This is a genomic window from Microbacterium panaciterrae (assembly GCF_039541635.1).
GTDB lineage: Bacteria > Actinomycetota > Actinomycetes > Actinomycetales > Microbacteriaceae > Microbacterium > Microbacterium panaciterrae.
Window position 1 is genome coordinate 21,720 of the sequence record NZ_BAABGP010000004.1, and the last position, 15,329, is coordinate 37,048.

The following is a 15,329-nucleotide window of genomic DNA, read 5'->3' on the forward strand; positions in this document are numbered from 1 at the left end:
CGTAGCCCCGCGAGCTCTCAGCGGTATTCCTCCGCGACCGAGGCGAGGAACCGCAGCACCGCGAGCACGCGCCGGTGGTCGTCGCCGTCGACGGACAGGCCGAGCGCGGTGTAGATGTGCGAGGTGTGCTGCACGACCGCCTTCTCGGAGAGGAACAGGTCGTTCGCGATCCGCGCGTTGCTGCGGCCCTCCGCCATCAGCGAGAGCACCTCGAGCTGGCGCGGAGTGAGGGATCCGACCGCCCCGCTCGCGCGGCTGGCCCGGGTGACCAGCACCGAGACCACCTCGGGATCCAGAGCCGTGCCGCCCGCCGCGACCCGCCGCAGATCGGCCGTGAACGTGGTCACGTCGGCGATGCGCTGCTTGAGCAGATAGCCGAAACCGCCGCTGTTCTGGTCGAGCAGCTCGGTCGCGTAACGGCGCTGCACGTACTGCGAGAGCACGACGACCGGGATGCCCGGGTGGGACTCGCGGATCCGCAGCGCGGCGATCAGCCCCTCGTCGGTGTGCGTCGGGGGCATCCGGATGTCGGTGATGACCAGATCGGGCTGCAGCAGTTCCACCTGCTCCTGCAGGGTCTCGGCGTCGCCGACGGCTGCGGCGACCTCGAACCCGTCCTGCGCGAGCAGCTGCCGCAGGCCCTCGCGCAGCAGCACCTCGTCTTCGCCGATGATCACACGCATGGCAGCTCCACCTTCACTTCGGTGCCGTGTCCCGCTTCCGAGGTCACGCGCAGGTTCCCTCCGAGCGCATCCACGCGATCGAGCAGACCGCGCAGTCCCGCGCCCCGGTCGACGCTCGCCCCGCCGACCCCGTTGTCGCGGATCCCGATGTGCAACCGCCCGCCGTCGGCGTGCAGTGTCACGCGCACCCAGGAGGCGCGGGAGTGCTTGACCGTGTTCGTCAGAGCCTCGGCGATGATGAAGTACGCGGTGTGCGCGGTCGTCGACGAGATGGCGGCGTCGGCGACGTCGCTGTCGAGGGTCGCCGGGATCGCCAGCCGGTCGACGAGATCCTCCGCCGCCGCAGTCAGTCCGCGCTCGGTGAGGGCGACGGGCAGCACGTTGTGCACGAGGCGGCGCAGATCCGCGGCGGCCTCATCGATGCCGTGCCGCAGCCGCGCAGAGGCGGCGCTCGTCGCGGGGCTCGCATCGGGGTCGTTCGCGATGGTCTGCGCGGCGAGGGCGAGCAGCACGAGCTGCACCTGGATCCCGTCGTGCAGATCCTGCGCGATGCGGGAGCGCTCCCGGTCGGCGGTCTCGACGAGACGGATCCGCGACCGGGTGAGCGCCTCGTTGCTCGCGAGCAGCTCGGCGGTGAGGCGCTCCCGGTCGATCGCGATCGCGAGCACGTCGCCGGCGCGGCGCACCGGGCCCGGATCCGCGGTCAACCGGGTGTCGTAGACGATCGCGCCGACGAGGCGGGATTCGACCCGGATCTCGCACCACCCGCGATCCGCGTCGCGCTGACCGGGGTCGACGGCGACGCCCGTCTCGTCGACGAACTCGCCGCGCTCCTCGGCCCAGTAGACGACCCGCAGGGAGTCGTCGCCGAGGGTGGCGGCCAGAGCGCGGGCGACGGCGGGACCGCCGGCGCCGCTGATGCCGAGCCAGGTGCTCAGCGGCTCGAGGTCGCCGGTGCGGCGGAACCCGCCGAGCAGCACGCCGAGCAGGAAGGCGACGGGGATGGCGGCCGCGACGAGAAGCTGGGTCACGCCGCCGATCCTCGGATCCCCTCCGAGCGTGTGCACGATCGTCGGGGCGAAGGCGAGCAGCAGCACGGCGACGATGCCGTAGCCGAACATCGGCAGCAGCACACGGCGATGCACCGGGTCGGCCGTGACGAGCCTCCGGGCGAGGACGACAGCGGTCAGGACCATCACCGCGATGCCGAGTGTCTTCTGCGTGGCGGCGGCGATCTCGAACGCGGCCGGCGCGGAGGAGGGGATCAGCAGCAGCACGAGCTGCGAGACCGGACTGGCCACCCAGCCCAGCACGACCGTGGTGATCGAGAGCCGACCGCGCAGCCGCCCGGAGGGGAACGCGTGCAGCAGCTGCACGGTCATGGCGAGCGAACTCGTCGCGAACACCGCGCTCACCAGCGTCAGGGCGTCGATGCCCAGGTTGCCGAGCCCGCCGAGGAACAGGGCGATGCCGCCGATGATCAGCAGCAGTCCGGTGGTGTTGTGCGGGCGACGCCACCAGGCCAGCAGGCCCGCGGCCGCCCAGATCCAGAAGACCCCGACGAACAGGGCGACGGCCCAGAGCTGATCCGGGACCCGTGCCCCCACCCCGAGTTCCACGGCACCGAGCAGGAAGGCGAACGCGCCGATCACGATGAGGGCGGACGGGAGGCTGCGGTCGGATCCCGCCCGCAGCCGGGAGACGGGCGGCGGTTCCGCTGCCATCCGTCGCTGCGCCGTCATCGGTCGCCGTCCTTCCCCGTCCCGCCCGAGGGGCGCGACATGCACATCCTCATGATGGCCTGCCGCGCGGCCGGTCACCATGGGCCTGGGTCCTCTCCGCCGTGGCGGCCGGGCACCTCGGCCGCCGGCACCCCGGCACCCCGTCCGAGTCTCACGACGCGTGGCGGGCCTGCCGCCGCGAGGGGGCTACTCCTGAGCGAGTCGCACGGTCTGCTGGATCCTGCTGCGCACGTCGAAGAGCTCGGTGCCGCCGATCGTGCGCGAACCGGGCACGCCCGCGCGCAGCAGGGTGCGCAGGGCGCTCTGCCGGGAGACCACCACCGGGGTGTCGCGGATCGTGCCGAGCGGGGTGGTCGCCTGCGCGAGGTCGTCGTCGGGAAGGACCAGGATCGCTCCGCCGAAGCGCACCCTGGCCGCTCGCGCCACGATCCTGACCTGGCCGAGCAGCGCGGCGATCGGGGCGCGCGCGCCGGTCTCCGGTCCGATGATCTCGCCGCCGCGGAACCGGGCGACCCCGCCGAAGTCGGCGGAGCTCAGGCCGTACAGCCCGGACGGGCCGAGCACGATGTGGTCGAGGGTGTCAGCGGGTTCCGTCTCGGCGACGGCAGCACTTCCGCCCGCGGCGACCGCCACGTCGTGCCACGCCGTGAAGCCGATGCCGAGATCGCTCACCGCGCGGGCGGTCTCCTCGGCCGCGAGGGCGGCGGCGAGGATCCGGCGCAGCTCCCGCGGAATCGTGCGCACGAACGCCGGCGCGTACGGATCCGGAACCTCGGACCCCGCCCAGGCGCGCACCCGTGCGACGTAGTCGCGGCGCCGGCTCGCGCCCGCCTGCCCGTACGCCTTCGCGCGGGGGCGGGTGTCGGTGCGCGCGGCCGGGGCGCGCCAGCCATCCCACGTCGTGTCGTCGTCGGCGAACCCGTGGCCGCGGTCGTACGCCGCGCGCAGCGCCGGTGTGCCGACGAGCTCCCACGCGCGCTGCACCTGGATGAAGACGGCCGTGTCGCCGCCGGTGTCCGGATGTGCGCGCCGCAGCTGCAGCCGGTAGGCGCGGCGCAGCTCCTCGTCGGAGGCGTGCGCGACGACGCCGAGCACTTCGTACGCCGAGGCGGAGAGCGGGCTGTCGAACATCGCCCTCCTCGGGTGCGGAAACCAGCGGAGTCCAGGGTATCCGGTCGGCTCAGGCCGGATCCGCCCACACCACCCAGCGGCTGTCAGGTCGATCATCGCCGCAGTGAGTAACCTGCCGCCACCGCCTCTCAACAGTGGGGAGCCTCGTGAGCCCAGCACCTGAACACGCACGCAGCGGAGAGCCCGATCCCGAACCGATTCGCGCCGGCGCCGCGGCACCACCCCGGAGGGCGCTGCTCATCGGCGCCTCCCGCGGCCTCGGGCTCGCGCTGGCCGGCGAGTGGGCCGGCCACGGCTGGCACGTCACCGCGACGGTGCGCGGCTCAGGCGGTGACGGGCTTCGGGAACTCGCGGATCGCCGCCCGGGCGCCGTCGAGGTCGAGACGGTCGACATCACCGTGCCCGAGCAGATCGCGGCCCTGCGCGACCGATTGCGGGAGAGCACGTTCGACCTGCTCTTCGTGAACGCGGGCGTCGCGAGCGAGGTCGAGCAGACGGTCGCCGAGACGCCGACGGAGGAGTTCGTGCGCCTGATGGTCACCAACGCGCTCTCTCCGATGCGGGTGGTCGAGGCGCTCCGCGACCTCGTGCGGCCGGACGGGACCATCGGCGTGATGTCGTCGGGGCAGGGCAGCGTCGCCAACAACGAACGGGGCGGCCACGAGGTGTATCGCGGGAGCAAGGCAGCCCTGAACACCTTCATGCGCAGCTACGCCGCACGGCATCGAGACGACGCGCAGACCCTCGTCCTCATGGCGCCGGGGTGGGTGCAGACCGCGCTGGGCGGCGCGGGCGCGCGCCTCACCATCGAGGAGAGCATCCCGAACGTCGTCTCGACGCTGGACGGGCTGCACGGGCGCGGCGGTCTGCATTACGTCGACTATCTGGGCCGGACCGTGCCATGGTGAGCCCTCGGACGTTCCCGCGAGGGCGCGGAGCGGATCCGGGTCACGGGTAGCATTCCGGGGTGAGGACCCCGCTGAGCCCAGACCATCCGCTGCAGCAGGACTATGAGGTGCGCTTCGACTGGGCGCGCGAAGGGCTGCGCTCGATCGCCCCCGGTGCGGGCGTGATCGTGGTGATCGACGCGATCTCGTTCACGACGACCGTGGAACGCGCCGTGTCCGAGGGACTCGAGGTGCAGCCGTTCCCGGGCCTGCGCGCCGAGGCCGAGCACATCGCGGCTGCGGGCGGATTCGGCGATGCCCGGCTGGCCGGCCCGCGCGGCGGTACCGGGGTGACGCTGTCGCCGTCGAGCCTGACGGCCGAGAACGTGGCTGCTTTCGGAACGCGCCGGGCGGTGGTGGCCTCGTTCAACGGATCCCGTCTGGCCGCGGACGCGGTGGCGTTCGCGGTGCCCGTGCTCGCGGCATCGCTGCGCAACCGCACCGCCGTGGCGCGCTGGATCCTCGATCACCAGCAGGCGCTCGGGCACCGCGTGCGGGTGGCGGTGGTCGCGGGCGGCGAGGTGCGCGACGACGAGACCGTCCGGTTCTCGGTCGAGGATCTGCTCACGGCCGGTGCGGTGATCGATGCGCTCGGCGCTCTCGGCATCGACGCGTGCTCGCCCGAGGCCGCGGCCGCCTGCGCTGCGTATACCGGGCTGGCGCGCGCCACGCGGCACCTGTTCACCGCTGCGGTCAGCGGCGTCGAACTGCGCGAGGACGGGCAGGGCGCCGACGTCGACCTCGCCGCGCAGGTGGATGTGTCGGAGACGGTGCCGGTGCTGCTGGACGGGGCCTTCCAGCGGGCGGATCCGGCCGCGGTGATCAGTCTCGGCTGAGGGCGTCGACCAGGCGCTGCTCGGCGGAACCGAGGTGCTCGGCCAGCAGCAGGGCCGCGCGCTCGGCATCGTGATCCCGCACCGCGTCGAGGATCGCGCCGTGCTGCGCGGCGATCACGCCGGCATCCACCAGACGCCGATCCTGCACCTGCGCCATGCACAGGCGCGCCTCGTCGGCCAGCGTGCGGTACATCCGGGAGAGGCGCGCGCTGCCGACGCCGTCGATGAGCGCCGTGTGGAAGCGCAGGTCGGGTGCCACGGTCGCCGGATCCGCTCCGGGCGGCATCGCCGCGATCTCGTCGTTCGCCGCGACCGCCTCCGCCGGGACCCGAGCGGCGGCCGCGAGCTCGCGGAGGGCGGCCGTCTCGAGCCGGGCCCGGGTGCGGTAGACGTCATGCACCATGGTGGCGTCGATGGCCGCCACCCGGGCGCTGCGATGTGCGGTGCGCACGAGCAGCCCGTTCGCGACCAGCTGCTCGATCGCCGCCTTCGCGCTCGGGCGGGCGATGGCGAACTCTGCCGACACCCACGCCTCGGTGACCGCCGCGCCGCCCGCCAGCGTTCCGTGCAGGATCCGCTCGCGCAGCATCCGGCTCGTCGCCTCCACGATGCCCACGACGGTGAGCGTGTTCTCGGTCATGCTCACAGCGTAGAAGATCCGCCCGCCGTCGGTATACTTGTCAGACAATCCGGATCGCATCACCCTGAACGCACGGCCGCGAGGAGTACGCATGCCCGCCACGATGGTCCCCGAACCCGCTGGCCGGACGCCGCTGGATGCCGCGCTCCTCGGCACCGACGTCAGAATCGCCTCCCGCACGATCGACCGCTTCGCCCGCGCGCACGACGCCTCTCACTACCTGCTCGTGCCGGACGCGGTGCTCGTGCCGCAGGACGCGGCCGCGGTGGCTCGGGTGTTCGACGCCGTGCGGCGGGCCGGGCGCACCCTCACGTTCCGCTCGGGCGGCACGAGCCTCAGCGGTCAGGGGGTGACCGCCGATGTCATGGTCGACACGCGGTCGGCGTTCCGCGGGATCAGCGTCACAGACGGCGGCGAGAGCGTCGCGGCCCAGCCCGGCGCCACCGTGCGTCAGGTCAACACCCGGCTCGCGCGCTTCGGGCGCAAGCTCGGACCGGATCCGGCGAGTGAGATCGCCTGCACGATCGGCGGCGTCGTGGCCGACAACTCCAGCGGCATGGCGTGCGGCATCGTGGAGAACTCGTACCGCACGATCGAGTCGATGCTGCTCGTGCTGCCGAGCGGCACGATCCTCGACACCGCGGATCCGGATGCCGACGCGCAGCTGCAGCGCGCGGAACCGCGGATCGCCGAGGGCCTGGGTGAGCTCCGCGATCGCCTGCGGGCCGATCCGGCGCTTGTCGCCGAGGTCGCGCGCCAGTTCTCGATGAAGAACACGATGGGCTACGGGCTGAACTCGCTGCTCGACTTCGATGATCCGGTGCGGATCCTCGAGCATCTGGTGATCGGATCCGAGGGGACGCTCGCCTTCGTCGCGGAGGCGCGGTTCCGGACGATCCCGATCCAGCCCGAGATCTCCACCGGGCTGCTGGTCTTCGACACGCTGTCGGCGGCGATGGCGGCACTGCCGGGCCTCACCCGGCTCGGCCTCGCCACGATCGAACTGCTCGATGCCGCGTCGCTGCGCGTCGCCCAGGGGCTCAGCACGGTGCCGGACGTGATCGCCGACATCGCGGTGCAGGGCCACGCGGCGCTGCTCATCGAGGTGCACGCCGCCGATGCGGCGTCCCTCGCCGCGGGCAAGGCCGCCGCGCTCTCTCACCTCGCGTCCCTGCCGCTCACGACGCCGGCGCGCCTGACTGAGGATCCGAACGAGCGCGGCGAGCTGTGGACCGTCCGCAAGGGGCTGTACACGGCGGTCGCCGGCGCGCGGCCCTCGGGCACGACCGCGCTGCTCGAAGACATCGCCGTGCCGATCGAACGGCTGCTCGGCGTCTGCGAGGGCCTCACCGCGCTGTTCGGCGCGCACGGCTACGAGGGGTGCGTGATCTTCGGCCACGCCAAAGACGGCAACGTGCACTTCCTCCTCAACGAGCGCTTCGACGATCCCGCGGCACGGGGGCGGTACGAGGCGTTCACCGAGGATCTCGTCGAGCTCGTGCTCGCGCAGGGCGGCACCCTCAAGGCCGAGCACGGCACGGGCCGGATCATGGCCCCGTTCGTCCGGCGGCAGTACGGCGACGTGCTGACCGGCATGATGTGGGAGATCAAGCGGCTCATCGACCCGGACGGGATCCTGAACCCCGGGGTGGTCCTGTCGGACGACCCGGCCTCCTACCTCGCCGACCTGAAGATCGTGCCCACCGTCGAGACGGAGGTCGACCGCTGCGTGGAGTGCGGCTACTGCGAGCCGACGTGCCCCAGCAAGGACGTCACGCTCACGCCCCGGCAGCGCATCGTGCTGCGCCGCGACATGACCGCGGCGCGCGAACGCGGGGACGACGCCCTCGTGGCCGCGATCGCTGAGGACTACGACTACGACGCCGTGCAGACCTGCGCGGTCGACGGCATGTGCGGGGTCGCCTGCCCCGTCGACATCAACACCGGCGATCTCGTGCGCCGGTTGCGCGCCGAAGAGGCCGGCCGCCTCGAACAGGGCATATGGAACGCCGCGGCGAAGGGCTGGGGTGCGATCACCCGCGGCGGCGGGCTCGCGCTTAGCGTCGCGAAGGCCCTGCCGGCACCGCTCGTCGCGGGCGTGACCCGGGTCGGGCGGGCCGTGCTCGGCGCCGACACCGTGCCGCTCTACGACGCGCGCCTCCCAGGCGGAGGGTCGCGCGCGCCGGAGGCCCAGAGCCCGGACGATGCGCAGGCGGTGCTGTTCGGATCCTGCATCGGCACGATGTTCGGACCGGAGCAGGACGGGTCGGGTGCTGCGGCGAATGGCAGCGGCGGGGACGGCGTGGGATCCCGGGACGCGGTGCGGCTGCTGCTGGAGCGGGCCGGGATCGCGTACGCGGTGCCGGAGAGCGCCGGGTCGCTGTGCTGCGGCACGCCGTGGAAGTCGAAGGGCCAGCTCTCGGGCTACGCCACGATGACGGAACGCGTGCTGCCGGCCCTGTGGGAAGCCAGCCGGCAGGGCGCACTGCCCGTGGTGTGCGATGCGGCGTCGTGCACCGAGGGGCTGCACGTGATGCTCGCCCAGGCGGTCGCCGCGCACCCCGAATACGCGGCGCTGCGCATCGAGGACGCGACCACCTTCCTCGCCCGGGAGGCGCTGCCGGGGCTGACCGTGCGGCAGCGGATCCGCTCGATCGCCGTGCATCCCACCTGCTCGACCACGCAGCTCGGCGCCACCGGTGCGCTGCGCGCGCTCGCCGCGGCCGTCGCCGACGAGGTGTACGTTCCCGACGACTGGGGCTGCTGCGCCTTCGCGGGCGACCGCGGCATGCTGCACCCTGAACTGACGGCCAGCGCCGCCGCCCTGGAGGCGGCCGAGCTGGCCACGGCCGGCGCGGAGCGCGGCGGCTTCGACGCCTACGTCTCGGCGAACCGCACGTGCGAACTCGGCCTGAGCCGGGCGACCGGGAAGCCGTACCGGCACGTGGTCGAGGTGCTCGAGGAGCTGACCCGGCCGTAGCGGTCGGTGCGAGGCGCGGGCGCGCGGTCAGCCCCGGTGCACGTCCACGGGCACGATCATCGGGGTGCCGGCGATCGGATCCGGGATCACCACCGCCTCGAGGTCGAACACCTCGCGCAGCAGCTCGACCGTGACGACGTCGCCCGGCGCTCCCTCGGCGACGATGCGGCCGTCGCGCATCGCGATGAGATGGTCGGCGTAGCGGGTGGCGAGGTTGAGCTCGTGCATCACGATCACGACCTGGGTGCCCCGCTCGCGACTCAGCCGCACGAGCAGCTGCAGCAACTCGACCTGGTGCGCGAGGTCGAGGTAGGTGGTGGGTTCGTCGAGCAGCAGGATGTCCGGTTCCTGCGCGAGTGCCATTGCCACCCACGCACGCTGGCGCTGCCCGCCGGAGAGCTCGTCGATCGGACGCGGGGCGAACTCCGCCAGGCCCGTCACCTGCAGGGCGTCGGCGACCACGTCGTCGTCGTGACGATCGCGTCCGCCGAGCCAGCCGCGATGCGGCGTGCGCCCGCGGTCGACGAGGTCGGCGACGCTGATCCCGTCGGGCGCGACCGGCGCCTGCGGCAGCAGACCCACGATCCGCGCGACCTCCTTCGTCGGCCGGCTCGCGATCGCGGTCCCGTCCAGCATCACCGTCCCGGCGCGCGGGCGCAGCAGCCGGGCCAGGGTGCGCAGCAGGGTCGACTTGCCGCAGCCGTTGCCGCCGACGATCATCGTGATGCCGGATCCGGGAAGCGTCAGGTCGAGTCCGTCGAGGATGGGATCCCCGTCGTAGCCGACCGTCAGATCCCGCGCCTGAAGGGTGTGCGTGCTCATGCGCGTGTGCGTCCTCTCATCAACAGCCACAGCAGGAACGGCGCCCCGATCGCGCCGGTGATCACGCCGACCGGCAGCGCGAGCGGGAACAGGTGCTGCGCCACGGCGTCGCCGGCCAGCACGATGATCGCGCCGAGCAGCGCCGACGCCAGGGGCAGTGCGGCACCGCGTCGCACCAGCCGCAGCGCGATGGGCCCGGCGAGGAACGCGACGAACGAGATCGGCCCGGTGAGCGAGGTTGCCACGGCGATCAGCAGTACCGCGCACAGGATCAGCAGGATCCGGGATCGCTGGGGGCGGGCGCCGAGAGCGGTCGCGGAGTCGTCGCCGAGGCGCAGGACGGGAAGGGCGCGGGCGGCGAGCAGGGCGATCGCGAGCAGCACCGTGAGTGCGGGGGCGGTCGGGGCGAGCTGGTCCCAGAGGCTGCGGCTGAGGGATCCGGCCATCCACACGGTCGCCTGCTCGGCGGCCTTGACGTCGGAGCGGGTGAGCACGTAGCTGATCACGGCCTGCAGGGCCGCGGCGACCGCGATCCCGACCAGCACGAAGCGCAACCCGGAGAGCCCTCTGCGATACGCGAGCACCCAGATGAGCAGCGCGGTGATCAGCCCGCCGACGATCGCCGCTGCAGCCACGAGAAGGCCGGAGGCGCCGAAGAACGAGATCGCGGTGATCGCCGCGGCGCTGGATCCGGCGCTGATGCCGATCACGTCGGGGCTGGCGAGCACGTTGCGCAGCAGGGTCTGGAACAGCATGCCGCCCAGGCCGAACGCCGCCCCGGTCAGCAGGGCGCCGAGGGCGCGGGGCAGGCGCAGCTCGACGACCGCGAAGCTCACCCCTGGCACGGTCTCGCCGGAGAGGGCCCGCAGCACGTCGGGCGCGGCGAGGGGTTTCGCGCCGAAGACGAGGCCCGCGCCGAAGAGGAGCGCGGTGACGACGGCGAGTCCGGTCAGCAGCAAGATGTCGCGCGCGGACGCCCGGCGTCGGGCGGCACGCAGCAGTTCTGCGGATCTGGTCGCACGTGGTGCGGGAGCGTCCGGCGCGGATCCGCTCGCGCTGCAGTTTCCTGGGGACGCGGCGCCGATGTCAGCCGCGTCACCAGGAATCGACAGCGCGAACGGGGGAGGGGGCTCCGCACCGGATCCGCTGAGCCGGCGTCCCGCACCGGATCCGACACGCATCGTCACAGCCCGACCGCCTTCCGCCGGCGCAGCAGCACGATGAACACCGGCGCACCGATCACCCCCGTGACGATGCCCACCTCCAGCACGCCGGGGCGCGCCAGGATCCGCCCGATCACGTCGCAGAGCAGCAGAAACGCCGCGCCGGCCGCGGCCGAGAGCGGCACGATCCCGCGGTAGTCGGCGCCGATGAGCAGCCGCACCCCGTGCGGCACCGCCAGCCCGACGAAGCCGATCGGCCCCGCCAGCGCGGTCGCGGTGCCGCACAGCAGCACGACGGCGAGCACGGCGGTGATCCGGGAGGCCCCCACCCGCACGCCGAGTCCGCGGGCGACGTCGTCGCCGAGCGCGAGCGCGTTCAGCCGGCCTGAGCACGCCACCGCGAGCACCGCACCGAGGGCGAGGAATCCGCCGAGCTGGGTGAGAGAGGCGACCGAGGCGGAGGTGAGGGATCCGAGCTGCCAGAACCGGTAGCTGTCGAGTGTGGACTGGTCGATGATGAGGATCCCGGTGATCACGGCGGTCGCGATCGCGGTGACGGCGGCCCCGGCGAGCGCGAGCGTCACCGGCGTCGCCCCGCCCGGACTGGCCGCCGCAGCGCCGTATCCCAGCGCGACCGCGACCGCCGCGCCGGCCAGCGCGCACCAGACGATCGCGAGCGGCGCCTGCCATCCGAACAGCGTCATGCCGAGCACCACGAACAGCGCGGCGCCGGAGTTGACCCCGAGCAGACCCGGATCGGCGAGCGGGTTGCGGGCCATCCCCTGCATGAGCGCGCCGCCCATGCCGAGGGCGCCGCCGACGAGCAGCCCGGTGATGGTCGTCGGCACGCGCGACAGCACCGCCGCCTGATCGGTGGATCCGTCCGGGCGGAGGAATGCGTCCCACACCACGTCGGGCGGCACGATCCGAGCGCCGAGCGTGAGGGAGAGGGCGGCCGCGACGACCACGGCCGCGAGGCACGCGACGACCGCCGCGGTCGGGCCCAGCGGCACGCGAGGGCGCGCGCCGGGGCTCGACGCGGGCGCCGGAGACACGGGTGCCGGAGAGGAGGGCGCCGGAGCAGCGGGTGCGACGGTCATCACGCCTTCGCGGCGGCCTCGCCGAGCATCTTCGCGTAGGACGGCAGCGCCCACGGGATCGACAGCACGGTGGGGGCGGAGATCGCCATCAGCATCTCCTCGTCGTTCATCAGCACGACCGCGCCGGACGCCACGGCCGGGATGCGGCTGAGCAGCGGATCCTTCTGCAGCGTGGACAGATCGCCGCCCTGCACGTAGATCACGGCCACGTCGGCGTCGAGCTTGTCGGCCTGCTCGGCCGAGATCGTGGTGACGAAGCCCTTCCCACCCTGGGACAGGTCGGTGATGGACGGCGGTGTCGCCAAGCCGAGGTCGTTGAGATACTGCACGCGCGTGTCCCGCGGAGAGTAGAACTGCACCTTGCCCGGATCCTTCGCGTCGACCCACATCACCATGCCGGTCTTGCCCTTCACGGCGGGATACTTCGCCATCTCCGTCGCCATCGTCTTCTCGGTGTCGCTGATCAGCTGCTTCGCCTCGGCCGGCTTGCCCAGCGCCGCGCCGACCATCGTCGTCGATTCGCGCCAGGAGGTGCCCCAGGGTGCGCCGGGGTAGGCGACCGTCGGCGCGATCTTCGTGAGGGTGTCGTACTCCTGACGGGTGAGGCCGGAGTTGGCGCCGAGGATCAGGTCGGGTGAGGTGTCGGCGATCTTCTCGTACGGGATCCCGTCGGTCTCGTCGTGCAGCGGTGGCAGCTTCGCCTTGGCCGCGGTGATCGCATCGTGCGTCCAGGCGAGGTAGCCGTCGCCATTCGCATCGCCGAAGGTGGCGGTCGGGATCGTGACCGGGATCGTGCCCAGCGCGATCGCCGCGTCGAAGCTGCCCCAGCCGATGGTCGCGACACGCTTCGGCGCCGCGTCGATCACGGTCTTGCCGTAGACGTGCGCGACCGTCGCGGGGAATTCCCCGCCGGAGGATGCGTTGCCCGTCGCGTCGGCCGAGGGCGCGGATCCGGCGGAGCACGCGGACAGGGCGAGAGCGCCGACGGTGAGGAGGCTGAGGACGGCGGCGCCGCGGCGCAGACGAAGGGAGGGCATGGATCTCCTCGGATCAGGGTGCGGAATATAGGTAAGCCTAACCTATCTTCTTCCTGCGGCCATGGCAGCACGAAGGGCCGCCTCCGGATGGGAGACGGCCCTTCGGGTGCGGGGTGGCGGACGCGTCGTCCGCCACCCCGCGGGAGGAGTCAGTGCCGCTGATCCAGGAGCTTCACGGCCGTACCCGCTGCGAGCAGGAGTGCGCCGGCGAAGAGCAGGAACGAGTCCGCCCCGGTCTGGGCGAGGGATCCGTTCCCCGTGGAGGGCATCCCGCTGCGAATGCTCGCCGCGTTCCGTCCGTGGGCCACCTGCGAGACGACCTGGCTGATCGGCGAGATGGTTCCGCCGAGGCCGGACGACGTGCCGTCACCCGTGCCGCCGAGGCCGGGGGTGGTTCCGCCCGGCAGCGAGCCGCCGGGCAGCCCCGGAACTGTGGGGAGCCTCGGGACGGACGGGAGTCCACCCGTGATTCCGCCGAGGTTCGGCAGGGTGACGGTGGCGTGCGGTGCGGTGGCGCCGCTGGTGGGAACGGCCGCATCGGCGGTGACATTCGTGGTGTCGGTGCCGATGCGGTCGGTCGTGGCGATGCCCTTCGGCCCGGCGGTGAGAGCCCAGTCGTCCTTGATTCCGGCGACGTTGAGGTTCTTACCGACGTTCAGGCCGTCGGGGGTGGTGCCGGCGTGGACGGATCCGATCCCGGGGACCGGGACCGTGATCACGCCAGGCAGAGACGGCAGTCCCGGGAGGCCGCCGGTACCAGGAAGTCCCGGAACCGAGGGAAGCCCCGGGACGGACGGGAGTCCCGGGAGGCTGCCGGTGCCGGGCAGACCCGGAAACGAGGGAAGCCCCGGGATGGACGGGAGTCCGCCCGTGAGTCCGCCGAGCAGGCCGGTCAGGTCACCGACCGGCAGGGACGGGACGTCCGGAAGGCCGCCGCCCGGAAGGCCACCGGTGCCGCGCAGACCCGGAATCGAGGGAAGCCCCGGGATCGAGGGAAGCCCCGGGATGGACGGGAGTCCGCCCGTGAGTCCGCCGAGCAGGCCGGTGAGGTCACCGACGGGCAGGGACGGGAGTCCCGGGAGGCTACCGGTGCCGGGCAGGCCCAAAACTGAAGGCAGACCAGGGACAGACGGGAGTCCGCCCGTGAGCCCCCCGAGCACACCAGTCAGATCACCGACGGGCAGAGACGGGAGTCCCGGGAGGCTACCGGTGCCGGGCAGGCCCGGAACTGGAGGGAGCCCCGGGATGGACGGAAGCCCGCCCGTCAGTCCGCCCAGGAGCCCGGTGAGGTCACCCACGGGCAGGGACGGCAGACCCGGGAGCGATCCTGTGCCGGGCAGGCCCGGGACTGAGGGGAGTCCCGGAAGGGATCCGGTCAATCCGCCGAGCAGGCCGGTGAGGTCACCGACGGGCAGGGACGGGACGCCCGGGAGGCCGCCGGTGCCCGGCAGGCTTGGAATCGATGGCAGCCCAGGAACCGAGGGCAGCCCCGGAACCGAGGGAAGCCCGGGAAGGCCGCCGGTGAGTCCGCCGAGGTTCGGCAGGGTGACGGTGGCGTGCGGTGCGGTGGTGCCGGTGGTGGGAACGGCCGCGTCGACGGTGACATTCGTGGTGTCGGTGCCGATGCGGTCGGTCGTGGCGACCCCGTTCGGGCCTGCGGTGAGAGCCCAGTCGTCCTTGATTCCGGCGACGTCGAGGTTCTTCCCGACGTTGAGGCCGTCGGGGGTGGTGCCGGCGTGCACTGTGCCGACTCCAGGAACCGGGATCGTCACGACGCTCGGCGCCGGGACGGGGGTGGATCCCGAGTCGGAACCACCGGGCACGGATCCTCCCGATTCCGTGCCCCCGGGAGTCAAGGCCCCCGGGGTGGTTCCGCCGGGGTCGGATCCGCCGGGCGCGGGCGCGGGCGCGGGCGCGGGCGCGGGGGTGACCACGCTGAGCGCGTCCGAGACGAGGTTCGTGACGTCCTGGGTCACGGCCGGCACGCCGCCGGTTCCGCCCGACCCGGACTGGCCACCGGTCGAGGTCTGATCGCACGGGGCGGTCAGCAGATCCGTCACCGTGGTGAGAGTGCTCTTGACGACGCTGCAGCCGCAGTCGGCGCCGTTGGGCGGCGCCTCTGCGGCATTCGCCGCCGTCGCGCCGGCGAGAGTGATCCCGCCCGCGATGAGCGTGCCCCAGAGAGCACGCTTGAGAATGCGATTCATGGTCTCTTTCCTTCTGATCTGGGGATGCGCGATTGCGCGAT

Annotated in this window: 12 protein-coding genes; 3 read left to right on the plus strand and 9 right to left on the minus strand. The window is 72.8% G+C overall.

Annotated features, from left to right (window positions below; genetic code table 11):
* Positions 1 to 17: 17 nt before the first annotated feature.
* The 3 genes from ABD882_RS02460 to ABD882_RS02470 form a co-directional block, all read right to left on the minus strand.
* Positions 18 to 683, minus strand: coding sequence for a response regulator (locus ABD882_RS02460; RefSeq protein WP_345184003.1), 666 nt, complete (start codon positions 681 to 683; stop codon positions 18 to 20).
* Positions 674 to 2,425, minus strand: a complete 1,752-nt coding sequence (locus ABD882_RS02465) for a sensor histidine kinase (RefSeq protein WP_345184006.1) — start codon at positions 2,423 to 2,425, stop codon at positions 674 to 676. The genes ABD882_RS02460 and ABD882_RS02465 overlap by 10 nt, the downstream gene beginning before the upstream one ends.
* Positions 2,426 to 2,611: 186 nt before the next feature.
* The gene (locus ABD882_RS02470; protein WP_345184007.1) at positions 2,612 to 3,556 is read right to left on the minus strand and encodes a J domain-containing protein; all 945 of its coding nucleotides are present in this window, start codon (positions 3,554 to 3,556) and stop codon (positions 2,612 to 2,614) included.
* Between the two features lie 146 nt (positions 3,557 to 3,702).
* Between ABD882_RS02470 and ABD882_RS02475 the strand changes: the two genes are divergently transcribed.
* Positions 3,703 to 4,464 carry an SDR family oxidoreductase gene (locus ABD882_RS02475; protein WP_345184009.1) on the plus strand — a complete coding sequence of 254 codons (762 nt, stop codon included), beginning with the start codon at positions 3,703 to 3,705 and terminating at the stop codon, positions 4,462 to 4,464.
* A gap of 59 nt (positions 4,465 to 4,523) precedes the next feature.
* A complete protein-coding gene (locus tag ABD882_RS02480) occupies positions 4,524 to 5,339 on the plus strand; it encodes a 2-phosphosulfolactate phosphatase (RefSeq protein ID WP_345184011.1) in 816 nt (271 codons plus the stop codon).
* Here ABD882_RS02480 and ABD882_RS02485 read toward each other — a convergent pair.
* Entirely contained in the window at positions 5,326 to 5,979 is a 654-nt protein-coding gene (locus ABD882_RS02485; RefSeq protein ID WP_345184013.1) for a GntR family transcriptional regulator, read from the minus strand. The genes ABD882_RS02480 and ABD882_RS02485 overlap by 14 nt on opposite strands.
* A 91-nt stretch (positions 5,980 to 6,070) precedes the next feature.
* Between ABD882_RS02485 and ABD882_RS02490 the strand changes: the two genes are divergently transcribed.
* Entirely contained in the window at positions 6,071 to 8,959 is a 2,889-nt protein-coding gene (locus tag ABD882_RS02490; protein WP_345184015.1) for an FAD-binding and (Fe-S)-binding domain-containing protein, read from the plus strand.
* Between the two features lie 27 nt (positions 8,960 to 8,986).
* Here ABD882_RS02490 and ABD882_RS02495 read toward each other — a convergent pair whose 3' ends face one another.
* From ABD882_RS02495 to ABD882_RS02515, 5 genes are all read right to left on the minus strand, one after another.
* Entirely contained in the window at positions 8,987 to 9,781 is a 795-nt protein-coding gene (locus ABD882_RS02495) for an ABC transporter ATP-binding protein (protein ID WP_345184018.1), read from the minus strand.
* Positions 9,778 to 10,962 (minus strand): FecCD family ABC transporter permease, encoded by a 1,185-nt coding sequence (locus ABD882_RS02500; protein ID WP_345184427.1) that lies wholly within the window; start codon positions 10,960 to 10,962, stop codon positions 9,778 to 9,780. Before ABD882_RS02500 ends, ABD882_RS02495 begins: the two co-directional genes overlap by 4 nt.
* A gap of 2 nt (positions 10,963 to 10,964) precedes the next feature.
* Positions 10,965 to 12,044, minus strand: a complete 1,080-nt coding sequence (locus ABD882_RS02505; protein ID WP_345184020.1) for a FecCD family ABC transporter permease — start codon at positions 12,042 to 12,044, stop codon at positions 10,965 to 10,967.
* Positions 12,044 to 13,081 carry an iron-siderophore ABC transporter substrate-binding protein gene (locus ABD882_RS02510; protein ID WP_345184022.1) on the minus strand — a complete coding sequence of 346 codons (1,038 nt, stop codon included), beginning with the start codon at positions 13,079 to 13,081 and terminating at the stop codon, positions 12,044 to 12,046. The genes ABD882_RS02505 and ABD882_RS02510 overlap by 1 nt, the downstream gene beginning before the upstream one ends.
* A 149-nt stretch (positions 13,082 to 13,230) precedes the next feature.
* Entirely contained in the window at positions 13,231 to 15,288 is a 2,058-nt protein-coding gene (locus ABD882_RS02515) for a hypothetical protein (protein ID WP_345184024.1), read from the minus strand.
* Positions 15,289 to 15,329 lie beyond the last annotated feature (41 nt).

What these genes read in the sequence shown, in the direction of transcription:
- ABD882_RS02470 (WP_345184007.1), bottom strand. Translation starts at nt 3,556, where the DNA reads ATGTTCGACAGCCCGCTCTCCGCCTCGGCGTACGAAGTGCTCGGCGTC.
- ABD882_RS02485 (WP_345184013.1), bottom strand. Translation starts at nt 5,979, where the DNA reads ATGACCGAGAACACGCTCACCGTCGTGGGCATCGTGGAGGCGACGAGC.
- ABD882_RS02495 (WP_345184018.1), bottom strand. Translation starts at nt 9,781, where the DNA reads ATGAGCACGCACACCCTTCAGGCGCGGGATCTGACGGTCGGCTACGAC.
- ABD882_RS02460 (WP_345184003.1), bottom strand. Translation starts at nt 683, where the DNA reads ATGCGTGTGATCATCGGCGAAGACGAGGTGCTGCTGCGCGAGGGCCTG.
- ABD882_RS02510 (WP_345184022.1), bottom strand. Translation starts at nt 13,081, where the DNA reads ATGCCCTCCCTTCGTCTGCGCCGCGGCGCCGCCGTCCTCAGCCTCCTC.
- ABD882_RS02515 (WP_345184024.1), bottom strand. Translation starts at nt 15,288, where the DNA reads ATGAATCGCATTCTCAAGCGTGCTCTCTGGGGCACGCTCATCGCGGGC.
- ABD882_RS02490 (WP_345184015.1), top strand. Translation starts at nt 6,071, where the DNA reads ATGCCCGCCACGATGGTCCCCGAACCCGCTGGCCGGACGCCGCTGGAT.
- ABD882_RS02500 (WP_345184427.1), bottom strand. Translation starts at nt 10,962, where the DNA reads ATGCGTGTCGGATCCGGTGCGGGACGCCGGCTCAGCGGATCCGGTGCG.
- ABD882_RS02465 (WP_345184006.1), bottom strand. Translation starts at nt 2,425, where the DNA reads ATGACGGCGCAGCGACGGATGGCAGCGGAACCGCCGCCCGTCTCCCGG.
- ABD882_RS02505 (WP_345184020.1), bottom strand. Translation starts at nt 12,044, where the DNA reads ATGACCGTCGCACCCGCTGCTCCGGCGCCCTCCTCTCCGGCACCCGTG.